This is a genomic window from Fictibacillus sp. B-59209 (assembly GCF_036216745.1).
Taxonomy (GTDB): domain Bacteria; phylum Bacillota; class Bacilli; order Bacillales; family Fictibacillaceae; genus Fictibacillus_C; species Fictibacillus_C marinisediminis.
Genome location: NZ_JARMMC010000035.1, coordinates 4805 through 27944, shown reverse-complemented (window position 1 = coordinate 27944; position 23140 = coordinate 4805). Strand labels below are relative to the sequence as shown.

The following is a 23140-nucleotide window of genomic DNA, read 5'->3' as shown; positions in this document are numbered from 1 at the left end:
CTTGGTGCACGCACCGGCGGGAGTCGCACCGGTCACGCTAGTCCCGGAGGAGTCTCGCATCTTCCACTTCAATTAACTTTTCATTGAAGATTTTTCAAGCCAAAAAAGGGCTGCCTGAAGGTCAATTTTCGACTTTCTGGACAGCCCCTTTTATAGAACTACCGATTATCTGATCTGTCCGTCACCGGTCATGCAGTACTTTGTCGTCGTGAGCGCTGGTAAGCCCATAGGGCCGCGTGCATGAAGCTTTTGGGTAGAGATGCCGATTTCAGCCCCGAAGCCCAGCGCAGACCCGTCAGTGAAGCGTGTAGACGCGTTATGGTACACGGCAGCTGCATCGATGCGGCTCATAAAGATTTCTGCTGTGGCAGCGTCTTCTGTGACGATGGCTTCAGAATGCTTTGTACCGTAGCGGTCGATGTGTTCAATCGCTTCTTCCGTGCTCTCTACGGTTTTGATCGCGATAGAAAGGCCAAGGAATTCTTCTGCCCAATCCTTTTCGGAAGCTGGAACAGCATCGGCGAAGGCAGAAACAACAAACTCGTCGCCATGAACGGAAATTCCATGTTCCTTCAGCACGTTTTCCAGCACAGATTGATACTCATTGAGCCAGTCTTTATGAATGATCAAGGTCTCTGCTGCGTTGCACACCGCAGGACGGTCGGTTTTCGCATTAATGAGTATATTGAGGGCTTTCTCCAAATCAGCCTCTTTATCAACATAAATATGGCAGTTTCCAACGCCTGTTTCAAGAACAGGAACCGTCGCTTCGTTCACAACCGTATTGATCAAAGAACCGCCTCCGCGTGGAATCAGTACGTCAATATGTTCTTTCATCGTAAACAGCTCACTTGAGGCTTTTCTATCTGTTGTTGCAATCAATTGAGCGGCATCAGCAGGAATACTGGTTTTAGCCAGCCCCTGCTGAATGACCTGGATAATGGCCTTATTGGAATGAATGGCGCTTGAACCGCCTTTTAAGACGATTGCATTGCCTGACTTTAAAGCTAAGCCGGTAGCATCCACAGTGACGTTTGGCCGTGCTTCATAAATCATGCCAATCACTCCGAGCGGTACACGTTTTTGTTCAACCTTCATGCCGTTGTCGAGGGTCCATTCACTGACCGTCTCACCAACAGGGTCATCCTGTCCGGCAACTTGTCTTAGTCCTTCTGCAAAATCTTTAATTCGTTCTTCTGTAAGCGACAGCCTGTCCATAAAGGCTTGGCTGAAGTCCTTCTCCCTGCCGTTCTGCAAGTCTTTTTCATTTTCATTTAATATAAAGGAAGCCTGCTCTTCAAGCTCATCAGCTAATATGAAGAGCGCCTCGTTCTTATCCTTTTCACTCAGTATGGCAATTTCTTTTGAGGCCTTTTGCGCTGCCTTCGCCTGTTCTTTTACATTGGTTTTATTTTTCACTTCAGATTCTAAAATACTCATCCAACGCCTCCTTAAGATAATAGTGGTACAGCTAACTGGGTGTGGCACACAAGATCAGCATTATGAATGGCTTCTTGTGGATCAACATCGATAATGTCCGCAATCTCGTCATTGGAATGCCCTTTAATCTTGATCAGCTGTCTTGAAGAATAATTGCTCACACCTAGGCCGATCTGTAAGCCGTCCAAATCTTTAATTCGCACAACGGCACCTTTTTTAAAATAGCCTTCTACATATTCAATGCCGTCAGGATACAGGCTTTTGTGTTCTGCAATCTCGTCTTTTGCTTCATTTGATACAATAATTTCTCCTTCAGGACCGGAATGAAAAGCAATCCACTGTCTTCTGACATCCAGGTTTTCTGAGTCGTCTTTTGGTGTAAAGTACGTTCCTTTGGCTGTTTCCTGAACCGCATTATAGATAATGTGGGGTACTGCTGCATCCCCTAAAAATGAAGGAATGCCCGATGCCATCGCAATCTTGACAGCATCTATCTTGGAACGCATGCCGCCGGTTCCGACCTCACTTCCGGACTCACCGGCTGAAGCTTCAATTTCTGGTGTGATCTCATATACTTCTTCTAAAAGTTTTGCGTCTGGATTGCTTCTTGGATCATCTGTATATAACCCGTCGATGTCTGATAAGATCAGCAGCTGATCGGCATTTACAAGCCCTGATACTTTTGCTGAAAGGGTGTCGTTATCACCGAACTTCAGACGTTCAACGGTAATCGTGTCATTTTCATTAATTATAGGAACGATACCGCGATCCAATAATACGTTTATCGTATTGCGCGCGTTGTTGTATCGTTTTCGGTCAGAAAAATCACTTCTTGTAATCAAGATTTGTGAAGCTGTATAGCCATGGGATAGGAATCGTTCAGAATAAGCTTCCATTAACAGCCCTTGGCCGATCGATGCTGCAGCTTGTTTTTCTGGAAGAGAAGTTGGTCTCGCAAGGCAGCCGAGCTTTCTGTAGCCGGCTGCCACAGCGCCAGAAGAAACCAGCAGTACTTCATGTCCTTCATCTTTAAGCATGACAATCTCGTCGACCAGCCGTTCCAATTTTCTGCGGCTGATTTCTCCATGCCTGCTTGTCAGTGAACTTGAACCGATTTTTACCACAATTCGTTTATTTTTAGTAGTAGATAAATTCAACTCTTTCACTCCTCATTTCCTCGTTTTTTCCCGTTCAATAAGCAACGGTTACGAGTATAACGAAGCTTCAAAATCGATACAACCGCTCATGCCGAGATAGTGCGGATACGGCCCAGAAAGAGAGAAAAACGGAGGATGCATGCTTTAATCGGACCAAAGGATGTGACAGGGTATGAGGGAATGGCAGAGGGAGAATTATGGAAGAATAAATCTTGCGGAAAATGCAAGAATCTGGGTGATTTTTAAAAGAAGCAGGCAAGCGAAACCCTTGACATGTAAGGGTTTTCATTCGTTTTCATAAAAAAAACAAGCTCAATGGGTGAGCTTGCCTTCAGTCATTTATTTTGTTGGCGGGATGACCCGTTTGATGAAGAAGGAAAGGATGAGGGCGATAACAGCGATTCCGGTTGCGACCATAAACGAATCATTGATTCCGTCGATGGCTGCTTGTTTTGCTGCTGTTCCATAGATCACTTGAATGCCAAGCGAACTTCCTGCTCCCCCAGGTAATCCTGCCATCTGAGCAAGTCCTTGCCCGAGCGCTGAAAGCTTATCAGCGATGTATGGATTTGCGCTCGTCACTACATTGGAATAGTCCGCCATGTGATACTCCTGGCGGTTGGAGAACACGGTAACGAGAAAAGCTGTACCGAGTGACCCCGCAACCTGGCGCATCGTATTGGAAGTGGCTGTTCCGTGGCTGTTTAAGTACCGCGGCAGCTGGTTCATTCCTGCTGTCATGACGGTCATCATCAAGAAGGACATACCGAACATACGGGATACATAAAGGAACAGAATATGTCCATACGTGGTATCGGTCGATAGATGGCTGAAACCCCAAGTGGTGATAACGGTAATGGTTAATCCGACAATCGCCAGCGGCCTTGCTCCAATACGGTCAAAGATCGCGCCGGAAATTGGAGACATGATGCCCATGATGATCGCTCCAGGAAGAAGTAAGAGCCCGGATTCAAAAGGCGTGAATCCTCTGATGTTCTGCAGGTAAATGGGAAGCAGGATCATGGCGGCGAACATGGCCATGTTGATGATCATGCTGATGACGGTCGTTAAGGCAAATACATCATATTTAAAAACTCTCAGGTCGAGCATCGGTTTGTCAGTCGTCAGCTCTCTATAAGTGAAAGCGACAAGTGAAACGATACCGATGATAATGCTCGAAAGGACGATGGTGCTGGTCCAGCCTTTGTTTCCTGCTTCACTGAATCCGTAGAGCAAGAATCCGAAACCGAACGTGGAGAAAAGGAACCCCGGGAAATCGAACTTAGGGCTTGATTTCTTGATAACGTCCTTCATCCATGCAAAAGCAATAATAAGGTCGATCACACCAAAAGGAATAATGATATCAAATAAAAGTCTCCAGGAATAATTTTCAACGATATACCCGGAGAGCGTAGGGCCGATGGCTGGTGCAAACAGCATGGCAATCCCCATGGTTCCCATCGCCTGGCCGCGTTTTTCAATCGGGAAAACAGTAAGGAATACGGTCATCATCAACGGCATGATGATTCCAGCTCCTGCAGCCTGAACAACCCTTCCCGCCATCAGCATGCCAAAGGTGGCGGAAAGCGAGCAGATGACCGCTCCGGCTGTAAAAAGGAACATAGCGGTAATAAATAGCGTTCGTGTCCCAAACTTTTCAATAAGATAAGCGGTAATCGGTATACATACACCATTAACGAGCATATAGCCTGTTGTAATCCACTGCACCGTGTTGGCAGAGACGTTCAAGTCGTTCATGATGTGGGGAATGGCTACATTCAGAAAGGTTTGGTTCAAGATGGCGATGAAGGCACCGAGCATAAGAACCGTAAGTATCTTGCCAACGTGAATCGGCTCATCTTTTTTACCGCTTTCCGTCCGCTGAAGCGAGCGCTCTTCTGTATGCTTTTCTGCAGCAGATGTTACATACTCAAGTGCAGGCTCGGAAACGGCTGTATCCTCAAGTGTTTCATCAATGAGGACGTTGGACTCATCCGGATGGCCCGTAGCCCTTTCCGAGATCAGTTCGGTCTCTTCGCCCAGTTTTTTGCGTTTTGAGCGGATGGCCATATAGTTAACGGTCAGCAAAAGTATAACGCATAGGATGGCGTAGCCTGTTAAATAGATTGACATCATATCACCTACTTGTGAATCCGTACGGTTACATTCATTCCAGGTACAATATCCAGTCCTTGGTAGCTGTCTAATGAGATTTTAACTGGGATAACTTGAGTTACTTTTGTATAGTTCGCTGTGTTGTTTGAGTTTGGCAATAAAGAAAATGTATTGGCAGTAGCCAGGCCGATTTTTTTCACTTCTCCAGAAAGTGTATTGTCCGGATAAGAATCCACGTACACATCTACCTCCTGGCCAACCTTAACATCATTAATGTCCGTTTCTTTCACATTTGCTGTTACCCAAAGGCTGCTTAAATCATAAACATGCGCCAGCGGTGTTCCGGCTGCAACAAAAGAATCTTCAACTGCGGATTGCTGTACGACTGTTCCATCCTTTGGAAGAGTGATTTTGACCTTTGACATTCCTGCAGCTGCAGGGGTTGCTCCAGCTCCGGCTGAAGGTGCAGCAGAGATTGTACCGATTTCTTCGCCTTTATTAAATTCTTTTCCGAGGGAGCCTTTCCAATCGGTTAGTTTTCCATTAGCTGGTGCTGCAATCGTGACCTGTTCTCCTGCGATTTGGGCATTATCTGTTTTGATATAAGAAACGGATTGATTGTAGTAATAATAAGCAGCAATTCCGCCCCCAACTAAAATCAATAAAATTATTACGTTTAGTAAAGCTAAACGTTTCATGTTCATTCCTGATTTTCCTCCTTGGTTGTCAATACGTCCAGTACTTGATGATGAATCCTGAGTAAATGGTCCTTATCTTCTTGCGGCATATCCGTCAATTCCATTATTTTTTTGGTAAAAAAAGAATTATTTCCAGTTGCTTCCTGAAGCTTTTCTTCTCCTATTTTCGTGAGCTTAAGTGTGATGGCCCTTCGATCGGCAGAGGAAGTATGTCTTTCTAATAGTTCATGAGCGACAAGGCGGTCTACCACTCCGCTCATCGTGCTGTTGGTCAGCTTTAAGCTGCCTGCAAGCTCTCTCAAACCTAATTCAGGTGTAAGACGGATCTTGTACAACGCTTTGAGCTGTACCACGGTAAGCCCCGCTCGGTCGGCATCTTCCTTCATTAACGAATAGAGTGCTTTTTGTATTTGTATAAAGGAATCCAGCAGCTCATTATTGAGCAGATTCATTCCACTATCGTCCCCTCTTTCTAATAATGTTAACAGTTTGCAATGTGAATAGTTCGTGCACAAACTATTTATGCACAAAGATTATAATAAATGCACAAGATAAATTTTGTCAATATAAAACTGCCATTACAAAATTTATTTTGCCATTCGATTAGACTTAATACTCTTCTGCCTTCATTTACCTAATCATTTACAACTTCTATAAATGGCTGTAACTCCTTCAACATATAGTTGAGTTATTGTTGCGTTGAATCAATAAAAATTGGAGGTATGGCTTTTGAAACACAAAACGATTTTATCTTCCTGTTTCCAGGCATTCGTGGCTGTGTCGATGTTGAGCACGATGATCCCTGGACACACGGTTCATGCAGAAGAACATTTTTCCCAGCCAAAAACCAAGCATATCGAACAGCTTCAGAAGGGTCTGGCTTACACCCATGCTGTTTATGGGGAAAATAACCCCAATGCTGAATATATGGTGGATGCAGCCTTTACCGAAACAAAAAAAGAAGCCGATGAGCTTCAGAATGAACTTGCGGGCAAGGGTTATGCTGCATCAGTAAAAACGGTGGCCGAGCGGGCGCAGGATGATCCGTTGCGCGGGACGCCGCTCGGTTATCTTGTACGGACCGGGCCTTTTCAAAAGGAAATGGAAGCAAATTCTGAACAAAAGAAGCTGGTTAATGCAGGCTATAAAAAAGCTAAGGTCGTCTATATACCCGAAGATGGCGAAGAGGCTTCCGGGCCATGGACAGTCAGTGTCCTTGAGGTATCTCCTGAAAAGTGGAGGGGAGAGATGGAGCCATCATTAGCAAACGGCATTGTGCCAGGCAGGGAAAAGTTGAGTGATATGGCTTCCAAAAAGAAGGCCATTGCCGGCATCAATGGAGGATACTTTGTCATGGGTCCGCAGGATGGTACTGAAGGCGATTTAGCTGGAGTTTCCGTCATTAACGGCGAACTGATCAGTGAAGCGGTTAACGGAAGAACGAGCCTGCTCATCAGCAAAGACAATACATCTAAAATTTCCTCGGTCCGTACTAAGTTAACCGTTAAAGGTACAAAAGGCATGCCGGCTGAACTGGATGGTTTAAACAGGGATCCCGGACGTATCCGTGGATGCGGCGGCGTGGGTGATCTTGAAACTACACTTCCTAAACACGATTTTACGTGTACAGATGAGGACGAACTGATTCAATACAATTCTGTTTTCGGAAAAAGAGCTCCAGAAGGTCCGGGAGCTGAAGCGGTTATGGACAGTACGGGAAGAGTGGTGACTGTCCATAAGTCACGGGGAGCTGATATTCCGCTTGGAGGCTCTGTTGTTGCAGGAACGGGCCAATCTGCGGCTTGGCTTCAGAAACATGCCGTCATCGGTAAAAAACTTTACGTGGAAAAAAGGGTCTTTGCAGATAACAAATCTGTTCCCGCGTCTGAAAAAATGGGCATCATCAATGGTGGCCCACGATTGCTGAAAAACGGAAAGGTTTTTATTGATGCCACTAAAGAAGGGTTTCATCAGCCCGATGATCCGGAATTCTTTTATCGTTTCGGTGAGCGGAGAAATCCAAGAACCATTGCGGGCATTAAGCCAAACGGTAATATCCTGCTCGTCACGGTTGATGGGCGGAGTCCTGGATACAGCATCGGCATGAATTTTGACGAAGAAGCCCTGCTGATGAAATCTCTGGGAGCTGTTGATGCGCTAAACTTGGATGGCGGCGGATCGACGGGTATGGTCAAGAACAGCCAGCTCGTTACCGATCCATCCGATGCAGCGGGTGAACGCCCGATTGGGGATGGAATTTTGCTTATTCCTTAATATAAAAAAGGCTGGACGCTTGGCAGTTTTTTTGAATGCCGTGCGCCAGCCTTTTTAATGCTGTTTGTTAAGATGCTGCTTCGCCTGCCGGATCAGCTCGCTGACCATACGGCCGCCAATCTGTCCGCCAACAGTTCCCGCCTGTTTCGCGGTAAGCTGGCCGTTATAATCCTTTTGAAGAGGAACATTAACATCTTTAGCCACTTCAAACTTAACGCTGTCAGGCTGTGACGGATCGACTTGATAGCCAACATCCCTCATCACCTGGGCTTTTAATTGATCCAATGCTTCTCTTGCTTCAGGAACAAGCGGCCTTCGACTTCTTCTAGCCATGATTTTCCCTCCAGTTTCGTCGTACTTACGGTTAGTTTGCCCGTTTATAGGAAGATAAACCGCTGGAAGGGATTGCGGACGACTGATCGGGGTGGCTTACTTGCGAAAAATGGCTCGTTACTTGCGGTTCGACAAGGATTACTTGCGACTTTCCAATCTTTACTTGCGAGAATATAGACTTTACTTGCGATTTTGCTCCATTTACTTGCATAGCACGTCATTTTCATAATAACGTTTAATGCCAAAGTCCAGCGCTTTTCGGGCCTAACCGAACACTTCAGCACTTCCAACTAGGCATTATTTTTTTATTAAGTGCCATACTTGTTTTATGATAGGAACAATAGAACAATAAGACTTTCAAAAGAATGGGAGTGAGGTCTTTGAATACTCAGCATAACAATCAGCAGCTTGCGACTTTTGCGGGTGGATGTTTCTGGTGCATGGTTTCTCCGTTTGAGGAAATGCCGGGCATCATCAGTATAGTGTCAGGCTATACAGGCGGGCACACGGAAAATCCGACATACCAGGAAGTCTGTTCCGATACAACGGGCCACTATGAAGCGGTACAAATTACGTTTGATCCCGAATTGTTTCCGTATAAAAAGCTGCTGCAGCTCTTCTGGCAGCAGATCGATCCGACCGATCCTGGCGGACAATTTTATGACCGGGGCGATTCGTACCGCACAGCGATTTTCTATCATAATGAAGAGCAAAAGGAATTGGCAGAGGCCTCTAAGCAAGAACTTGCTAAAAGCGGCCGCTTCCAGAAGCCGATCGTGACTGAAATTTTGCCAGCCTCTGTTTTTTACCCAGCCGAAGAGTACCATCAGGGTTATCATAAGAAAAATCCGGCTCATTATAAACGCTATCGTACGGGTTCTGGGCGTGAAGACTTTATTAAAAGCCATTGGCAGTCCAAGCCGGACAAAAATGAACTGAAGAAAAAATTAACACCGATTCAGTACGAAGTCACTCAAAATGACGCAACAGAGCCTCCTTTCCAAAATCCGTATTGGGATCATAAAGAAGAAGGCATCTATGTTGATATTGTTTCTGGAGAACCGCTGTTCAGTTCTCTTGATAAATTTGACTCCAGCTGCGGCTGGCCAAGCTTTACGAAGCCTATGCGCCAAACGGATGTAAAGGAGAAGAAGGATTTCAGCCACTTCATGATTCGTACTGAAGTAAGGAGCAAAGAAGCAAATTCTCATCTTGGCCATGTGTTTAACGATGGTCCGAGGGAAGCAGGGGGACTGCGCTACTGCATCAATTCTGCGGCATTGAGGTTTATCCCGAGAGAGGACCTTGAAAAAGAAGGCTATGGCGAGTACCGCTCGATTTTCGAATAAAATCCATATTTTTTAAAAGCAGGCAGTGTGCAACTGTCTGCTTTTATTCGTTTACGCCGTTAAACAGGATGTGATTTGGGGAAGTCTAGAAAGATACAGAAGTTCCGGAAAGGAGAAGATCGATGTGGATGAGCAAAATTCCTATACAGAAAAACGAAAAAACGAGCATATCGAAATTGCACTAAACCAAGATGTGACTGGGAAAAAGATGACAACAGGATTTGAAAACTACAGGTTCAAGCACAACGCGCTCCCTGAAATCAACTTCAGCGAAATCGATTTGTCTTCTTCTTTTCTCGGAAAAACGATGAGAACCCCTTTCTTGATCAGTTCAATGACAGGCGGCACAGAAAAAGCGTATCAGATTAATAAGGCTCTCGCTTTGGCTGCGGAAAAACAAGGATGGGCGGTTGGATTAGGATCCATGCGGGCTGCCATCGAGAACGGGCAGACAGCCTACACGTTTCAAATCAGGAATTATGCTCCTTCTGTACCAGTCATCGCTAACCTGGGGGCGGTGCAGTTGAATTATGGGTATGGGCTGCGTGAGTGCATGAAAGCTGTTGAGGTTGCCGAAGCAGATGGGCTTGTCCTGCATCTTAACGGCATGCAGGAAATTTTCCAGCCGGAAGGAGACGTCAACTTCTCTAATCTACTGAAAAAAATTGAAGAGGCGGCGAAAAACCTGCCTGTTCCGGTCGGTGTAAAAGAAGTGGGAATGGGTATCGATAGGGAGACTGCCCAAAAATTGATCGACGCAGGAGTGCAGTTTATTGATGTAGCAGGAGCGGGCGGAACCTCTTGGATTCAAGTAGAAAAATACCGATCTAAAGACAAAATGCGAGAACAAGCGGCAGAAGCTTTCTTGGAGTGGGGAAATTCAACTGCGGAGGTTCTTAATGAAGTGAAAGGATGCTCGGCAGAGGTTCCTGTCATTGCAAGCGGCGGGCTGAATAACGGTGTGGACGCTGCAAAGGCACTGGCACTTGGTGCAAACCTTGCCGGCTATGGCCGTACCCTTTTGCCGGCTGCTATTGAAAATGAACATGCCATCATTTCAAAGCTTGATCAAATTGAATTTGAACTGCGGACGGCCATGTTTGGGATTGGGGCTGTTTCTGTTGCCGAACTAAAATCAACGAAACGGCTGAAAAAGCTTAAGAGCTGATTTTCACTTCTGGTTTGAGTATAGAAGCAATTTTATTATAAGGAATCGTAAATTCAGGAATTCCGACATAGTAAGGCGTGTATTCATAGCTTTGGTAATAGATGACGAGACCTGATTTTGTTAAATAAAAGTCATCCGTGTCTTTTACGCTCTGATAGGGCTGAATGAGCGGGAATTGAAATTTTTTGAACTGCTTTTTGATGAGGGCGGTGAGCCTTGTTTTATAATAGCTTCCTTCCTTAAAAAGATCACGCAGCTCATAAATGGTGCCGGTTTTTACATTCATCGTAATCGATCCCTGGAGTGTAAGGCCGTGGGCAGCATTTTTCCAATAGGCGTAATTTGTGAACACGATGCTCAGCCAGTCTCCCTGATTGAGTTTTACTTCAAATAAGCCTGTCATTTCTTCTAAATCCTTGCGCTTGATTCCGTTTTCATCCATCAGGCTGAATACCTTATCCTTTATCGCCTTGTTCAGCTTAATCTGCGTCTCGGTACTGGGCAGCCCAATGATTTGGGGATATTGAACCGTCGCTTTGTTATTTTGATATTGCTGGATCAGCAGATTGGTATAGGAGCGGGCTTCATACAAAAGGAACTCACCTCTTACTTATTGGTATTTAGAGATCGGCCCATAAGACTTTACCTGGCGATACTCAGGATAAACTGATTCAAATTGAATATAGACAGGAGCATCCTTATATTCCGGGTGTGCCTGGAAAAAGAAGCGGTCTCCATAGAAAAAAGCTTCCAGTACCCGCGGCAATTCGCTCATGAAAATCTCATTTCTTGTTTTAGCCTGGCTTTTACTTATGTTTTCGTCCGCAATCAATACATAGCCGTACAGAATTTTTTCACGGTTAAATGTTTTCCATTCGGCAAAAACTTCATCTCTCATCTCGTTGGTCGTATCATAAGCAAATTCAGGCCCTGCCACGAGGTACAGCTGTGCCTTAGTATCAGAGTGAGTAAGTGTATACCGCCTTGGATATTTTGGATCCGCAGGATTTGCATTGGGGCGATACTGGACATACAGCTTCTTGGGATCAAGCATCTTCATGAAAGTTCCTCAATTCCTTTTTGTTCAATGTATACAATCTCAGGGCTAAAGGTGAATAGAAAAGCTGAAGCGGCTGTTTAGAGACGAAAAACGGTGGAGCTCCTGAATAGCAACACAGGTTTTTGTGTTGTATTGAAGGAGTGAAGCGTCCGAGTCTCTAGGCGCTGAAGCTGGATCAAGAAAAGCTGAAGCGGCTGTTTAGCCCGGCATAATAAAAACCCCGGACCTTTGTCAGGTCTGGGGTTATTTTATAGCAATTAACGGCTTAGCTCGGATACTTTAACGAGCTGCTTGCCGAGGTTTTCTCCTTTAAACAATCCTAAGAACGCATCTATCGTGTTGTCAAAGCCTTCTACGATATTCTCTTCGTATTTCAGTTTTCCTTCTTGGAGCCATTGTCCAAGCTGTTTCGCTCCTTCTTCAAAGTGAGAAGCATAGTTGCTGACGATGAATCCTTTCATCAAGGCGCTGTTGATGAGCAGCTGTCCTTGAATACGGGGGCCATGATCGGCTTTTTCAAGATTATACAGGGAAATTTGGCCGCAAAGCGGAATGCGGGCATTCTGGTTGAGCAGGCTCAATGCCGCGTCCGATATTTCTCCTCCCACATTATCAAAATATACATCGACACCGTCCGGGCAAGCTTCTTTAAGAGCTTTTCGGATATTGCCTGCTTCACGGTAGTTTACCACGGCATCAAAACCAAGTTCATTTTTGAGATAGCTGATCTTTTCTTCAGAACCTGCAATTCCTACTACACGGGCACCTTTAATTTTAGCGATTTGGCCGACGGCACTTCCTACTGCACCGGCTGCACCTGATACGACAACAGTTTCCCCTTGCTGAGGATTGCCGATATCCAGTAATCCGAAGTAGGCAGTGAGGCCAGGCATTCCAAGAATACCAAGGTTAGTAGTGATTGGAGCTAGATCAGGATCAATCTTTCTGACTTGTGCATCCTCCGCGACTGAATAGAGTGCCCAGTCAAGATTTCCGATAACAAGGTCTCCTTCTTCCAATTCGCTGGAACGGGATTGAACAACCTCCGCCACAACTCCTCCGCTGATCGCCTTGTTCAATTCAAAAGGAGGAACATAGGATTTTGTATCATTCATTCTGCCTCGCATGTAAGGATCCACGGAAAGATAGAGCGTTTTAAGCAATACTTGTCCATTCTTCGGTTCAGGGATCGAAATGTCTTCAAATTTGAAGTTGTCCATCGTCGGCATCCCTTTCGGACGGCTCGTTAATAAGATGTGCTGATTTTTTTCTGCTGCCATTTTTTCACCAAACCTCTCATATTAATTGTCATGCCTGTTAGTCATGATAAAGGGATTTTCATAGGATGCCAATGAATATGCATTTTAGGTTTTCTTTAATAAATCAGAAACGGGTGATCGTTGTACAAAAGGAGGTTTACCCCTCGTGTTCATAGAAACTTAATAAAGGAGATTGGCAAAATGAATGTATGGCGGTGAGAATATGGAGCTGGAGCAATTCAGTGAGATCAAAGACTTTTATAAAAGCGCTGAATCATTTTTGATGAAGCATGAAGCAGCAGCGGAATTGATAACGTCCAGCTGTCTTGCTGATATGGAGGTTAAGGCATCAAGCAGCAATCCCCCTTTTTTATGCTGTATAAGAGAAGGCGGTGATATCCTGCTTACTGCCTTTATGAACCCTCCTCGTCCTTTGCTTATTTTCGGCAAAGAAGAAGCACTTCCCCTCTTGATCAAGAAGCTAGCCATGCAAGACTGGGGAATATCGAAGCTTACGGCACCTGCAAAACTTGCGCGTGCTTTTGCAGAAATGTGGCTGAGAGAAACGGGGAACAGCCACCGAATTTCCATGAGAATGATGCTGTACCGGCTTGAGCGGTTAACAGCCTTCACACCTACTCTGGGAAGAATGCGGCAGGCCAGCCTGAAAGACAGCGAGCTCGCAGGAAAATGGCTGTATGAAATGGGAAGTGAGACCCGATCGCTGTTGACAGAGCAGGAGGCGATGCAAACAGCCCGCCAAAAGATTCAGGAAAAGAGAGTCTATATTTGGGACTCTGATCAGCCTGTCAGTATGGCGGCAATTACGAGGCCTACAAAGAACGGGATGACGGTCAATATGGTGTACACCCCTCCAGAGCATCGGAGAAAAGGCTTTGCCAAATCATGCGTTGCAGATCTTAGCAGGGAACTCCTTCAATCCGGCAGGAAGTTCTGTACGATTTATACCGATGAGACCAACCCTTCTTCCAGCAAAATTTACAGTGATATCGGCTATGAAGAGATCGGCAGGTATACGGAGCTCGCTTTTAATCAGAAATGAAAAGGGGAATGAAAATGTCAGTACGTATTCGAACCGCACAGCAAGAAGATACTGCACAGCTGCGGTCGCTCATGCTTGAATATATTGTGGATTTCTACAATTGCCCTCATCCGGAAGATGAAAAGCTGAATGCGCTGATCAGTGTGCTTTTAAAAAAAGCGAGAGGCATTCAGTTTGTCGCAGAACATGGCGGAGAGCTTAAAGGCTTTGCGACGCTTTATTTTACATACAGCACGACCCGGGCGGCAGAAATCACGGTTATGAACGATCTGTATGTGGCCGAGGACAGCAGGGGAACAGCTGTAGCTGAAGGATTGTTCAATGCCTGCAAAGAGTATTCAGTAAAGAACGGCTATGCGTCCATGCTGTGGGAAACGGCAGATGACAACAAAAGAGCACAGCGTTTTTATGAAAAAATGGGCGGGAAACAAGGAAACTTCCTAACCTATTCGATCTAACGGTGCTGAAGGAACCTCATTCTACTTTTAGAATGAGGTTTTTTTGATTGGGAAACAATGCTCTTATGAGATTTGTAAAAAGGAGAATTGCAATGGGAGTGTTCGCAAAGCCAAAGCTTGTTGTCAGCCAGTGTTTAGAATTTGATCATTGCCGTTATAACGGTGACGTAATCCATCATCCAACCATCCGCAAACTAATGAGGCATGTTGACTTTCTGCCGGTATGTCCCGAAGTTGAAATCGGACTCGGAACACCGAGAGAGACGATCAGAATCGTTCTTCAAAATGGGGAACAGCGCCTCATGCAGCCTAAAACGGACAAAGACGTTACTGCCGATATGGAAAAGTTTTCAGATGCTTACCTCCAGTCTCTTCAGCATATCGATGGTTTTATTTTAAAAAGCCGTTCGCCTTCCTGTGGATTGAAAGAAGTAAAGCTGTATACCTCAACAGAGAAAGGTCCGGCCATCGGCTCAAGCAGCGGCCTTTTTGGCGGCAAAGTGCTTGAGCTGTATCCCCATTTAGCCGTAGAAGACGAGGGGCGCCTCAATAACTTCCTGATCAGGGAACGTTTTTTCACAAAAATATTCTTGCTGGCTGCCTACAGGGAACTGAAAAAAGAAGAGTCTCTACAAAGGCTGACGGACTTTCATGAAGTAAACAAGTATTTGTTTCTTGCCTACAGCCGCCCGACACAAAAGGTTCTGACGCGCATCTTGAAAAATAAAGAACAGCCAGAGGAATTGTTTTCATTGTATGAAAAGGGGCTGCGCCGCCTTTTTTTGAGGACGGCACGCTATGATTCCAGCATAAATGCTGCAAAGGAAATGGCAAAAGCATTTGACCGTTTCTTAAACGACAAAGAAAAATCATACTTTCTGGAGCTTACAGATAAAGTAGCGGAGAAAAAAGAGCCGTTTTCGAGCGTGATGGCACTGCTCAAATCATGGGCATACCGTTTTGAAGACGAAGAAATACTCCGCCAAAGCTGGTTTGAGCCCTATCCCGGTGACCTGCTTGAAATATCCGATTCCGGAAAAGGAAGAGATTATTAAACTTATAGGATCTCCTTTTTCCGCCTTTGTCTGCATGTTATAGTTGAATGAGACTTATGCAAAGAGGTGGAACACGTCGTGTTTTTACATAAAGGGGAAATATTGTTTCGTCAGGGAGAAAGCGGTCCGCTCTTTGAACTGAAAAGCGGGCTCCTTAAAGTGGTCCGTGTACATGAAGATGGAACCGCTTCACTGCTGAATTTGATCGTGCCTGGAGAAGTAATCCCGCACCACTCGCTAATCAGCGAAAAAGATTATCATGGGACGGCTATGGCTCTTCTTCCGGCCGAAGTGGAAGTGATTCCTGAAAAAGAGTGGTACAGGGAGCTCTCGGAGAACCCGGAAAAGTACCGGGAAGTGGCATTGCTGCTGCAAACAAAGCTTCGAATGATGCAGCAGCGCATCGACCAGCTGACCGCTGTCGCCACAAAAGAACGGGTGGATTTGCTGCAAAACTGGTTTCAGCAATATTTTCCGGATATGTCGGTAAAAGATGTGCTGACACAGGAGGAGATCGGCCAGTTTGTCGGCCTGCGCCGTGAAACGGTCAATCGTGTGCTGCGGCATCTATAGGACTATCACTTATGAAAAAAATTACATAATGTTTTTCCTATATTTTCTTGTAAGCTGCTCACACTAATGATGTATCACCAATCAAAGGAGGAATGAACATCATGAAACGTGTGATGATTTTAGCCACAGTACTCTGTTTAAGCATCGGGCTTTTCACAGGACTGGTACATGCAAACGCAGAAGGAAACAGTGGAAAACAGCCAAAACACCACATGCATAGAGACCATATGTGGAAAGAGCTTGCCCCTTACAAAGACAAGCTTCACGAGAAAAACCGATTGAAAATCCAGTATTACGAACTTAAGCAGGAAGCGCTGTTAAAAAAGGATACGATCCTCAGACTGCATACGGGGAATGAAAAGCCCGGTGCCTGGCACCAAAATCAGAACCATCAGGCAATGAAAAAGATCTGTCACGAGATGAAGGCTCTCCGCGATAAGGCCAAGACGGAAAAGAAAAATCTTAAGGCAGCAATCAAAGCGAAAGACAAAGCAAAAATTGAAACCCATTTTGATCAAATGCTGCTCATTCAGAAGCAGGTCAATCAAAAGCTTGCCGAAAGAAATGCAGTGTTGGATTCCATGATTAAAGAAATGAAAAAATAAGCAGCAGCCACTAAAAAAGGGGCTGTCCAAGAAGTCTGGTAGCTGTTGATCTCCGCTCCAGGCTGCTCGCTTTCCGCGGGGCGTGCGGTGAGCCTTACCGGCGTGAACGCCTACTTTTTGGCGCAAGCGCCTGCGGGAGTCTCACCTGTCACGCTAGTCCCGCAGGAGTCTCGCACCTTGCACTCCAATCAACTTTTCATTGAAGATTTTTCACGTCAAAGGAGCTGCCTGAAGGTCAATTTTCGACTTTCAGGACAGCCCCTTTGTTTCTTCCTTGGATTTAAAGCTTCTTGCAAGATAAATAACAGGTGTGGATGCAGCAGAAACGATAAATTTTAGCAGGTAGGTCGTAATGAAAATCTCAAACCATACGTTCCATTCATAGACCCCTGCCCGAACAGTGCTTCCATCGGCTTTTGGGCAATATCGCTTTGAGCGGGTTCAAACAACAAGACCATCTGCATGATTACAGTTGTCATGATTAGCGTGAAAAAGCCAAACCAAACGGCTTTCTTCGCTTCTTTGGTGACCGTACTTTTGATTTAATAAGTCGGTAGAAAGGTATATTTCGGAATACAAAGTATTACCAAGTGTCATCACTAGACCGAACATCTCAATCGTTTTTACCACTTGGATGTTCGCCAGGATGGTAGCTGCTCCAACCCATACATATAAACCATTACGGCCAAACAGACGGTAACTGATTAAGAATAATATAAAGTTCACGGCAGCAAATAAAATACCGTAATAAACGTTAAACACGCCAATAACCTCCTAGTTTTGTTACAGCGGGAGTTCTCGAACCGAGGTGTATTTAGTTTTTCATAAAGTAAAATTATAGGAGAAAGTGGAAAAGAAAGCAATGTACATTGGTGCTCGTTCGACAAATTATTTACCGGGAAATAAAGAAAAGCGGAAGTATCTCTCCATTGAGTAGACATAAAAAAAGCACCCTCCCCTCTTAAAGAAGAGAGGAAAGTGCTAATAGCTTTTATAAATTAGATGGCTTGAAAAGCTTTTTCAAGTGCAGATTCTGCAGGAACATACTCAAGCCCGAGATCTTTAGCAACTGCTTCGTAAGTGATATGTCCGCCGGCTGCGTTAAGGCCCAATTTCAATGCAGGGTTGGACAATACGGCTTCTGTTACACCTTTGTTTGCAATTTGAAGAGCGAAAGGAACGGTTGCGTTCGTCAATGCGATAGTAGATGTACGAGGAACCGCACCAGGCATGTTAGCTACTGCATAGTGAACAACGCCGTGTTTTTCGTAAGTTGGGTTGTCATGTGTTGTAATGTGGTCAACCGTTTCGAAAATACCGCCTTGGTCGATCGCTACGTCTACGATAACAGATCCAGGAGTCATGGATTTAACCATTTCTTCTGTAACTAGCTTTGGTGCTTTAGCACCAGGAATAAGAACAGCACCGATTACAAGGTCAGATTCTGCTACTGCGTCCGCGATGTTCATTGGGCTGGACATCAGCGTTTGTACGCTTTTTCCGAAGATGTCTTCCAATTGGCGAAGACGGTCTGGGCTTAAGTCGATGATGGTCACGTCAGCACCAAGTCCTGCTGCTACTTTTGCAGCGTTTGTTCCAACAACACCGCCGCCGATTACGGTTACTTTTCCGCGCTTAACTCCTGGTACACCACCTAGAAGGATACCTTTTCCGCCTTTTGGTTTTTCAAGGAATTGAGCACCGATTTGTGCAGACATGCGTCCTGCTACTTCACTCATTGGAGTCAACAATGGAAGCGTACGGTTTTGCTCAACAGTTTCATAAGCAATCGCTGTTACACCTTTCTCTGTAAGAACTGCCGCCAACTCTGGCTCAGCTGCAAGGTGAAGGTATGTGAAAAGAATCAATCCAGGACGGAAGTAATTATATTCAGAAGCAAGAGGTTCTTTAACCTTCATGATCATGTCTGCTTTAGCCCAAACGTCCGCAGCGCTGTCGAACATGTTTGCGCCGGCTGCAGCGTATTCTTCATTAGGGAATCCGCTTCCTTCTCCCGCGTTTGTTTCTACTAATACTTCATGTCCAGCTTTTATTAAAGTAACTACACCCGCCGGCGTTAAAGCTACACGGTTCTCGTTGTTTTTAATCTCTGTAGGTACACCAATAATCATTGTAAAAACCTCCTGGCGCCATAAATGATGGCGTTTTCATTATTACTGTGCCTACAGTATAATCCTTTCCTCTTTAAATTTCTTTGTGAGGAAAAGAGAAAAAAAAGAAGACCGTTTGTGAAATTTCACAAATGCTCTTCAATAAAAAAGCTGCTGAATCTTCAAATCCAGATAAAGCATCGTTTTCTGGTTCGTATTCCTAAAGTCGATCTGCCCGATTTCAGCAATTCGTTTCAGCCGATAGGTCAGTGTGTTGAGATGAATATGGAGCAGACTGGCTGTAAGATGTGTATTGGAACCGGCAGACAGGTACGTATCCAACGTGTTGTACAGATCGGTCTTATGGAGCCGGTCGTACTCCAGCAATTTATCGAGCGCTGGATTTCTGTAGCGGCTTGCGGACTGCTTCTGGTGAATGACATCAAGGAACTGATAAACACCTAAATTTTCATAGCCAAAAAGATCGGATGCCCCTTCTTTAAAGCGGTTTTTTATTTTAAGGACCTGCAGTGCTTCCATGTAGCTTTTTTCTGTAAGATGGTACGAGCTGTAGACCCCGCCAAAACCCGCTGTAATGCCATCTACTCCAAAACGCTCCTTCATTTGCTGAGTAAAAGAAAGAATAAACTCTTGTAGGATTTCACTAAGCGGTTCTTTAAGTGCAGAGGTGACGAGCATGATCATTTGATTTTCATCTACTGCTGTCAGTTGGGCTTTAACGCTCTGATTGACAGAGGTGATGTAGCTTACATTTTTCTCGAACCCCGCATCAATCTCCTCAGGGAACTGAAAGATCAATACGGAGACAGAAGAACTGGGCAAGATTCCAAGGTCCCGCAGGCTATCCTGAATGGCTTCCTCATTACTGCTGTGGCCGGTCAGCAGCTTCCAGAAAAATTCCTGAAGGCTTTCCTGCTTTCTTCTCGAACCGGTATAGAGCTGAAGCAGCTGGTTCTTGGCCGCCTGTGCGGCCTTCTTCAAAAGCTCCAAATCCTCATCAGATAGATGTCGGTCCACTTCAAGAACCCAGATGTAGCCGAGGATCTCTTCATTTTTTCGAATGGAAACGGCGACACGGTCACCCAGGCCGACTTTGGAGATGGAGGATACACGAAGAGGTTCATCACTGGCCTGAAGTCCTGGGATAACCCCATCTTTCCAAAGGCTGTTAATGACTTTCTCAGGCACACGGCGGCCGATAATGGTTGCAATGCGTGCAGGATCCGTGCTGTTTTCATGGGTGCTGTAGGCCAGAAGCCGATGATTGGCGTCTTCGATCGTTACAGGGCAATGAAGGACTTCGCTGATCGTATCTGCAAGGTTTTCAAGGCTGCCGAACGTGCCTTTAAACGGATTATTTGAATAAGGATTAGAATTCATACGATACGCTCCTGTTAGTTGACTGTTATCTCTATAATAAAACACATTTTGGCCTAAACCCTAGTCTTTTCATTCAAAAAAGGAAAAGAAGTGGCTGTGTAGAATACAGCAGGTGAAAGAGAGGAGAAGATCACATGAAATTCAGTGAGTTTACGTATAAACGTCCCAATATGGAACAGCTTCAAGAAGAGTTTAAACAAAAATTGGAAAGCTTTGAGCACGCAGCTTCTTTCAATGAGCAAGACGAGGTAATGGCAGAGCTTGTATCCATCCGAAACCATTTCGAAACGATGCAAAATATTGTACATATCAGGTATACATCAAATACAGAAGACCCTTTTTATAAAGAAGAGCACGATTTTATGGATGAAAACACTCCAGTCTATCAAGGGATGGTAAGCGAGTTCTTCCAAGCGATCGTCCATTCCAAGTATAGAAAAGAACTGGAAAGCAAGTGGGGCAAGCATCTGTTTAACCTTGCGGATGCAGAGCTAAAAACGTATTCACCGGAAGTCGTTGAAGACCTTAAACTGGAAAACAAACTGAAAAGCCAGTATGTAAAGCTGCTGTCTTCCGCAAAAATTGATTTCCAAGGTGAAAAAAGAACACTGGCACAGCTCATTCCGTTTACCCAATCACCGGATCGCGCCATCCGAAAACAAGCCGTGGAAGCGCAGTTCGGCTTCTTTAATGACCATAAGGAAGAACTGGACAGACAATATGATGAGCTGGTGAAGCTCCGTACTTCGATCGCTAAAAAACTCGGCTTCCCAAGCTTTGTAGAGCTCGCTTACAACCGTCTGAACCGAACGGATTATGACAAGAACATGGTAAAAAAATTCCGTGATCAAGTCAAAGAGCATATCGTTCCGTTTTGCACTTCTCTAAGGGAGAAACAAAAGGCGCGCATTGGGGTGGACAGCCTTAAATTCTATGATGAATCCTTCAGTTTTCCGCAGGGAAATCCAAAACCAAAAGGTGATGCGGATTGGATTGTTGAGCAGGGAGCCAAAATTTTCAAAGAGCTGTCACCGGAAACGGATGAGTTTTACACCTTTATGGTTGAAAATGAGCTGCTTGACCTGATCGCGAAGGAAGGCAAGGCGCCTGGGGGCTACTGTACGTATATCAGTGAGTACCAGTCACCATTCATTTTCACAAACTTTAACGGCTCACAGGGCGATATCCGGGTACTGCTTCATGAAGCGGGACATGCCTTCCAGGTGTATACGAGCAGAGGGTATGAAGTGCCTGAATACCAATTTCCAACCTTAGAAGCTTGCGAGATTCACTCCATGAGCATGGAGTTGATTACGTATCCTTGGATGGAGAAATTCTTTGGAGAAGATACAGACCGCTATCTGTATGACCATTTAGCTGCTGCTGTTAAATTTATCCCGTATGGAGTGGCAGTCGACGAGTTTCAGCATTTTGTGTACGAGAACCCTGATGCCTCACCGAATGAGAGAAAACAGGAATGGCGTCGACTGGAGAAGAAATATTTGCCGCACCGTGATTTTGATGGCATTGAGTTTTTAGAAGAAGGCGGATTCTGGCAGATGCAGACGCACATCTACCGAACGCCGTTCTATTACATCGATTACACACTTGCTCAAGTGTGCGCGCTTCAGTTCTGGAAACGTTCACGGGAGAATCATAAGGCAGCATGGCAGGATTACCTTGAACTGTGCGGCCGTGGAGGAAGTCTTCCATTTACTGAGCTGGTGAACATCGCCGGTCTTGTTTCGCCGTTTGAAGAGGGCTGCGTAAAATCCGTGATGGATGAAGTGCGAAAATGGGAAGCGCAGATCGATGACACAAAGTTTTTGCAAAAAGCATAGATCATAAGACTTCCAGCCCCCTGATGATTTCAGGGGGTTTTTAACTGCGCTTAAATTTGTAGTTTTTTTGACAGATGGCTGTAATTGGTGATTTCCAGGGGGAGTTAGCTTCAGGTTTGTTGTCTACAATGGTAGAATAGGAAACGAAAAAAGAAGATTATGAAGGAGACCAATCCATGAGCGATCAATCAAACTCTACCGTCAAGCAGAGAAATTATACGCCTGTTGTCATTGGGCTTTCGATAGCGATCAATGTTCTTGTTGTCATTTTGTTTTTCTTACCGGCTTACAATGGCAAGGTGTCGTTTGATGTTCATCTTCTCCCCCGTCTGAACGCGATTTTTAACAGCTTTACCTTTGTGTTCCTTTTGGCGGCGCTATTTTTTATCCTTAGAAAAAACATCAAGCTGCACAAGCGTTTTATCTTTGCAGCATTTACGACGACTGCTCTGTTCTTGCTTTCTTATGTTACGTATCACTATCTTGCTGAATCTACTAAATATGGCGGAGACGGCCCGTTAAAGTACATCTATTTCTTTATTTTGATCACACATATTATTTTGGCCGCGCTTATTGTTCCTCTCGCGCTGTTCACACTTGCCCGCGGATTGAACATGCAGGTGGAAAAGCATAAAAAGATTGCCCGCTGGACAATGCCTATATGGCTGTATGTCAGTTTGACGGGTGTTATTGTTTACTTAATGATTTCACCGTATTATTAAAAAGCAGGAACTCTCCTGCTTTTTTCTATACATAAAAAGAACCGAATAGCTTTTCCGTAAACGGGTAGTAATAAGAAATGACCATAAAAGGAGGAAAACAGCTTGAGCATTGAACAAAAAATTGAGAATGCCGTGCAGTATATCAAAGAAAAGACATCCTACGAGGAAGAAAAGATACGTCTCGTTTTAAAAGAGGAAGGGCGTTACTTTGAAATGCAGAATGCAGATGTGGATATGGACGAGCTCATTGACCATCTCGCAAGAAAAACAAACCTGACAGAGCTCGAGGTCGATACCATCCTGGAAAAGGAACTTCAGTATTATGAGGAAACAGAAGAATAAGCATAAATTACAGCCCGTTCAGTTTATCTGACGGGCTGTTTTTTTTATGTAATGTCTAGCTCCAGCGCTTGTACCCACAGGCATAAGTGTGACATTGGGGCTGTCCAGAAAGTCGA

Annotated in this window: 22 protein-coding genes and 1 pseudogene; 11 read left to right on the top strand and 12 right to left on the bottom strand. The window is 44.9% G+C overall.

What is annotated here, in order from left to right:
- Nucleotides 1-165: 165 nt before the first annotated feature.
- The 5 genes from P4361_RS21180 to P4361_RS21160 form a co-directional block, all read right to left on the bottom strand.
- A complete protein-coding gene (locus tag P4361_RS21180; protein ID WP_328090872.1) occupies nt 166-1440 on the bottom strand; it encodes a glutamate-5-semialdehyde dehydrogenase in 1275 nt (424 codons plus the stop codon).
- An 11-nt stretch (nt 1441-1451) separates the two neighbouring features.
- The gene (gene proB / locus P4361_RS21175) at nt 1452-2597 is read right to left on the bottom strand and encodes a glutamate 5-kinase (protein WP_053356373.1); all 1146 of its coding nucleotides are present in this window, start codon (nt 2595-2597) and stop codon (nt 1452-1454) included.
- Between the two features lie 339 nt (nt 2598-2936).
- Nucleotides 2937-4730, bottom strand: a complete 1794-nt coding sequence (locus P4361_RS21170; protein WP_328090871.1) for a DHA2 family efflux MFS transporter permease subunit — start codon at nt 4728-4730, stop codon at nt 2937-2939.
- Between the two features lie 8 nt (nt 4731-4738).
- Nucleotides 4739-5416, bottom strand: coding sequence for an HlyD family secretion protein (locus tag P4361_RS21165; protein WP_328090870.1), 678 nt, complete (start codon nt 5414-5416; stop codon nt 4739-4741).
- Nucleotides 5413-5862, bottom strand: coding sequence for a MarR family winged helix-turn-helix transcriptional regulator (locus P4361_RS21160; RefSeq protein ID WP_328090868.1), 450 nt, complete (start codon nt 5860-5862; stop codon nt 5413-5415). Before P4361_RS21160 ends, P4361_RS21165 begins: the two co-directional genes overlap by 4 nt.
- A 277-nt stretch (nt 5863-6139) precedes the next feature.
- Here P4361_RS21160 and P4361_RS21155 point away from each other — a divergent pair, with 277 nt between their 5' ends.
- The gene (locus tag P4361_RS21155) at nt 6140-7684 is read left to right on the top strand and encodes a phosphodiester glycosidase family protein (protein WP_328090866.1); all 1545 of its coding nucleotides are present in this window, start codon (nt 6140-6142) and stop codon (nt 7682-7684) included.
- Nucleotides 7685-7738: 54 nt separating this feature from the next.
- Here the strand turns inward: P4361_RS21155 and P4361_RS21150 are convergent, their stop codons facing one another.
- Nucleotides 7739-8017, bottom strand: a complete 279-nt coding sequence (locus P4361_RS21150; RefSeq protein ID WP_062238162.1) for an alpha/beta-type small acid-soluble spore protein — start codon at nt 8015-8017, stop codon at nt 7739-7741.
- Between the two features lie 380 nt (nt 8018-8397).
- Between P4361_RS21150 and msrB the strand changes: the two genes are divergently transcribed.
- On the top strand, nt 8398-9366 hold the full coding sequence (gene msrB, locus P4361_RS21145) for a peptide-methionine (R)-S-oxide reductase MsrB (RefSeq protein WP_375162173.1): 969 nt from the start codon (nt 8398-8400) through the stop codon (nt 9364-9366).
- A 124-nt stretch (nt 9367-9490) separates the two neighbouring features.
- The gene (gene fni, locus P4361_RS21140; protein ID WP_256225168.1) at nt 9491-10534 is read left to right on the top strand and encodes a type 2 isopentenyl-diphosphate Delta-isomerase; all 1044 of its coding nucleotides are present in this window, start codon (nt 9491-9493) and stop codon (nt 10532-10534) included.
- Here fni and P4361_RS21135 read toward each other — a convergent pair.
- From P4361_RS21135 to P4361_RS21125, 3 genes are all read right to left on the bottom strand, one after another.
- Entirely contained in the window at nt 10524-11126 is a 603-nt protein-coding gene (locus P4361_RS21135; protein WP_328090864.1) for a DUF3298 and DUF4163 domain-containing protein, read from the bottom strand. The genes fni and P4361_RS21135 overlap by 11 nt on opposite strands.
- A gap of 18 nt (nt 11127-11144) precedes the next feature.
- Nucleotides 11145-11594, bottom strand: coding sequence for a staygreen family protein (locus tag P4361_RS21130; protein ID WP_328090863.1), 450 nt, complete (start codon nt 11592-11594; stop codon nt 11145-11147).
- Nucleotides 11595-11851: 257 nt separating this feature from the next.
- Nucleotides 11852-12874: an NADP-dependent oxidoreductase gene (locus P4361_RS21125; RefSeq protein ID WP_328090862.1), complete on the bottom strand. Its 1023-nt coding sequence runs from the start codon at nt 12872-12874 to the stop codon at nt 11852-11854.
- A gap of 184 nt (nt 12875-13058) precedes the next feature.
- On the opposite strand from P4361_RS21125, the gene P4361_RS21120 reads away from it, so the two are divergent.
- The 5 genes from P4361_RS21120 to P4361_RS21100 all read left to right on the top strand — a co-directional run bounded on the left by P4361_RS21120 (nt 13059) and on the right by P4361_RS21100 (nt 16607).
- Nucleotides 13059-13916 carry a GNAT family N-acetyltransferase gene (locus P4361_RS21120; RefSeq protein WP_328090860.1) on the top strand — a complete coding sequence of 286 codons (858 nt, stop codon included), beginning with the start codon at nt 13059-13061 and terminating at the stop codon, nt 13914-13916.
- A 14-nt stretch (nt 13917-13930) separates the two neighbouring features.
- Nucleotides 13931-14374: a GNAT family N-acetyltransferase gene (locus P4361_RS21115; RefSeq protein ID WP_256225164.1), complete on the top strand. Its 444-nt coding sequence runs from the start codon at nt 13931-13933 to the stop codon at nt 14372-14374.
- A 92-nt stretch (nt 14375-14466) separates the two neighbouring features.
- Nucleotides 14467-15429, top strand: coding sequence for a YbgA family protein (locus P4361_RS21110; protein WP_256225163.1), 963 nt, complete (start codon nt 14467-14469; stop codon nt 15427-15429).
- 78 nt (nt 15430-15507) lie between these two features.
- Nucleotides 15508-16002 carry a Crp/Fnr family transcriptional regulator gene (locus tag P4361_RS21105; protein WP_062238176.1) on the top strand — a complete coding sequence of 165 codons (495 nt, stop codon included), beginning with the start codon at nt 15508-15510 and terminating at the stop codon, nt 16000-16002.
- Between the two features lie 101 nt (nt 16003-16103).
- Entirely contained in the window at nt 16104-16607 is a 504-nt protein-coding gene (locus tag P4361_RS21100; RefSeq protein ID WP_062238179.1) for a hypothetical protein, read from the top strand.
- Between the two features lie 249 nt (nt 16608-16856).
- On the opposite strand, the pseudogene P4361_RS21095 reads toward P4361_RS21100, so the two are convergent.
- The 3 genes and pseudogenes from P4361_RS21095 to P4361_RS21085 form a co-directional block, all read right to left on the bottom strand.
- Nucleotides 16857-17369, bottom strand: a pseudogene (locus P4361_RS21095) (queuosine precursor transporter).
- A 236-nt stretch (nt 17370-17605) separates the two neighbouring features.
- Nucleotides 17606-18739, bottom strand: coding sequence for an alanine dehydrogenase (gene ald, locus P4361_RS21090; RefSeq protein WP_256225162.1), 1134 nt, complete (start codon nt 18737-18739; stop codon nt 17606-17608).
- Between the two features lie 138 nt (nt 18740-18877).
- Entirely contained in the window at nt 18878-20119 is a 1242-nt protein-coding gene (locus P4361_RS21085; RefSeq protein ID WP_053356390.1) for a PucR family transcriptional regulator, read from the bottom strand.
- 134 nt (nt 20120-20253) lie between these two features.
- Between P4361_RS21085 and P4361_RS21080 the strand changes: the two genes are divergently transcribed.
- The 3 genes from P4361_RS21080 to P4361_RS21070 all read left to right on the top strand — a co-directional run bounded on the left by P4361_RS21080 (nt 20254) and on the right by P4361_RS21070 (nt 23024).
- A complete protein-coding gene (locus P4361_RS21080) occupies nt 20254-21960 on the top strand; it encodes a M3 family oligoendopeptidase (RefSeq protein ID WP_328090858.1) in 1707 nt (568 codons plus the stop codon).
- Between the two features lie 176 nt (nt 21961-22136).
- A complete protein-coding gene (locus P4361_RS21075) occupies nt 22137-22682 on the top strand; it encodes a DUF420 domain-containing protein (RefSeq protein ID WP_053356392.1) in 546 nt (181 codons plus the stop codon).
- Between the two features lie 102 nt (nt 22683-22784).
- Nucleotides 22785-23024, top strand: coding sequence for a hypothetical protein (locus P4361_RS21070; protein ID WP_053356393.1), 240 nt, complete (start codon nt 22785-22787; stop codon nt 23022-23024).
- Nucleotides 23025-23140: the final 116 nt, after the last annotated feature.

Excerpts from the sequence above, each read along its gene's own strand:
- P4361_RS21180 (WP_328090872.1), bottom strand. The coding sequence starts at position 1,440 with ATGAGTATTTTAGAATCTGAAGTGAAAAATAAAACCAATGTAAAAGAA.
- P4361_RS21170 (WP_328090871.1), bottom strand. The coding sequence starts at position 4,730 with ATGTCAATCTATTTAACAGGCTACGCCATCCTATGCGTTATACTTTTG.
- P4361_RS21165 (WP_328090870.1), bottom strand. The coding sequence starts at position 5,416 with ATGAACATGAAACGTTTAGCTTTACTAAACGTAATAATTTTATTGATT.
- P4361_RS21160 (WP_328090868.1), bottom strand. The coding sequence starts at position 5,862 with ATGAATCTGCTCAATAATGAGCTGCTGGATTCCTTTATACAAATACAA.
- P4361_RS21150 (WP_062238162.1), bottom strand. The coding sequence starts at position 8,017 with ATGGCTAGAAGAAGTCGAAGGCCGCTTGTTCCTGAAGCAAGAGAAGCA.
- P4361_RS21130 (WP_328090863.1), bottom strand. The coding sequence starts at position 11,594 with ATGAAGATGCTTGATCCCAAGAAGCTGTATGTCCAGTATCGCCCCAAT.
- P4361_RS21125 (WP_328090862.1), bottom strand. The coding sequence starts at position 12,874 with ATGGCAGCAGAAAAAAATCAGCACATCTTATTAACGAGCCGTCCGAAA.
- P4361_RS21120 (WP_328090860.1), top strand. The coding sequence starts at position 13,059 with ATGTATGGCGGTGAGAATATGGAGCTGGAGCAATTCAGTGAGATCAAA.
- P4361_RS21115 (WP_256225164.1), top strand. The coding sequence starts at position 13,931 with ATGTCAGTACGTATTCGAACCGCACAGCAAGAAGATACTGCACAGCTG.
- P4361_RS21110 (WP_256225163.1), top strand. The coding sequence starts at position 14,467 with ATGGGAGTGTTCGCAAAGCCAAAGCTTGTTGTCAGCCAGTGTTTAGAA.
- P4361_RS21100 (WP_062238179.1), top strand. The coding sequence starts at position 16,104 with ATGAAACGTGTGATGATTTTAGCCACAGTACTCTGTTTAAGCATCGGG.
- ald (WP_256225162.1), bottom strand. The coding sequence starts at position 18,739 with ATGATTATTGGTGTACCTACAGAGATTAAAAACAACGAGAACCGTGTA.
- P4361_RS21085 (WP_053356390.1), bottom strand. The coding sequence starts at position 20,119 with ATGAATTCTAATCCTTATTCAAATAATCCGTTTAAAGGCACGTTCGGC.
- P4361_RS21080 (WP_328090858.1), top strand. The coding sequence starts at position 20,254 with ATGAAATTCAGTGAGTTTACGTATAAACGTCCCAATATGGAACAGCTT.
- P4361_RS21075 (WP_053356392.1), top strand. The coding sequence starts at position 22,137 with ATGAGCGATCAATCAAACTCTACCGTCAAGCAGAGAAATTATACGCCT.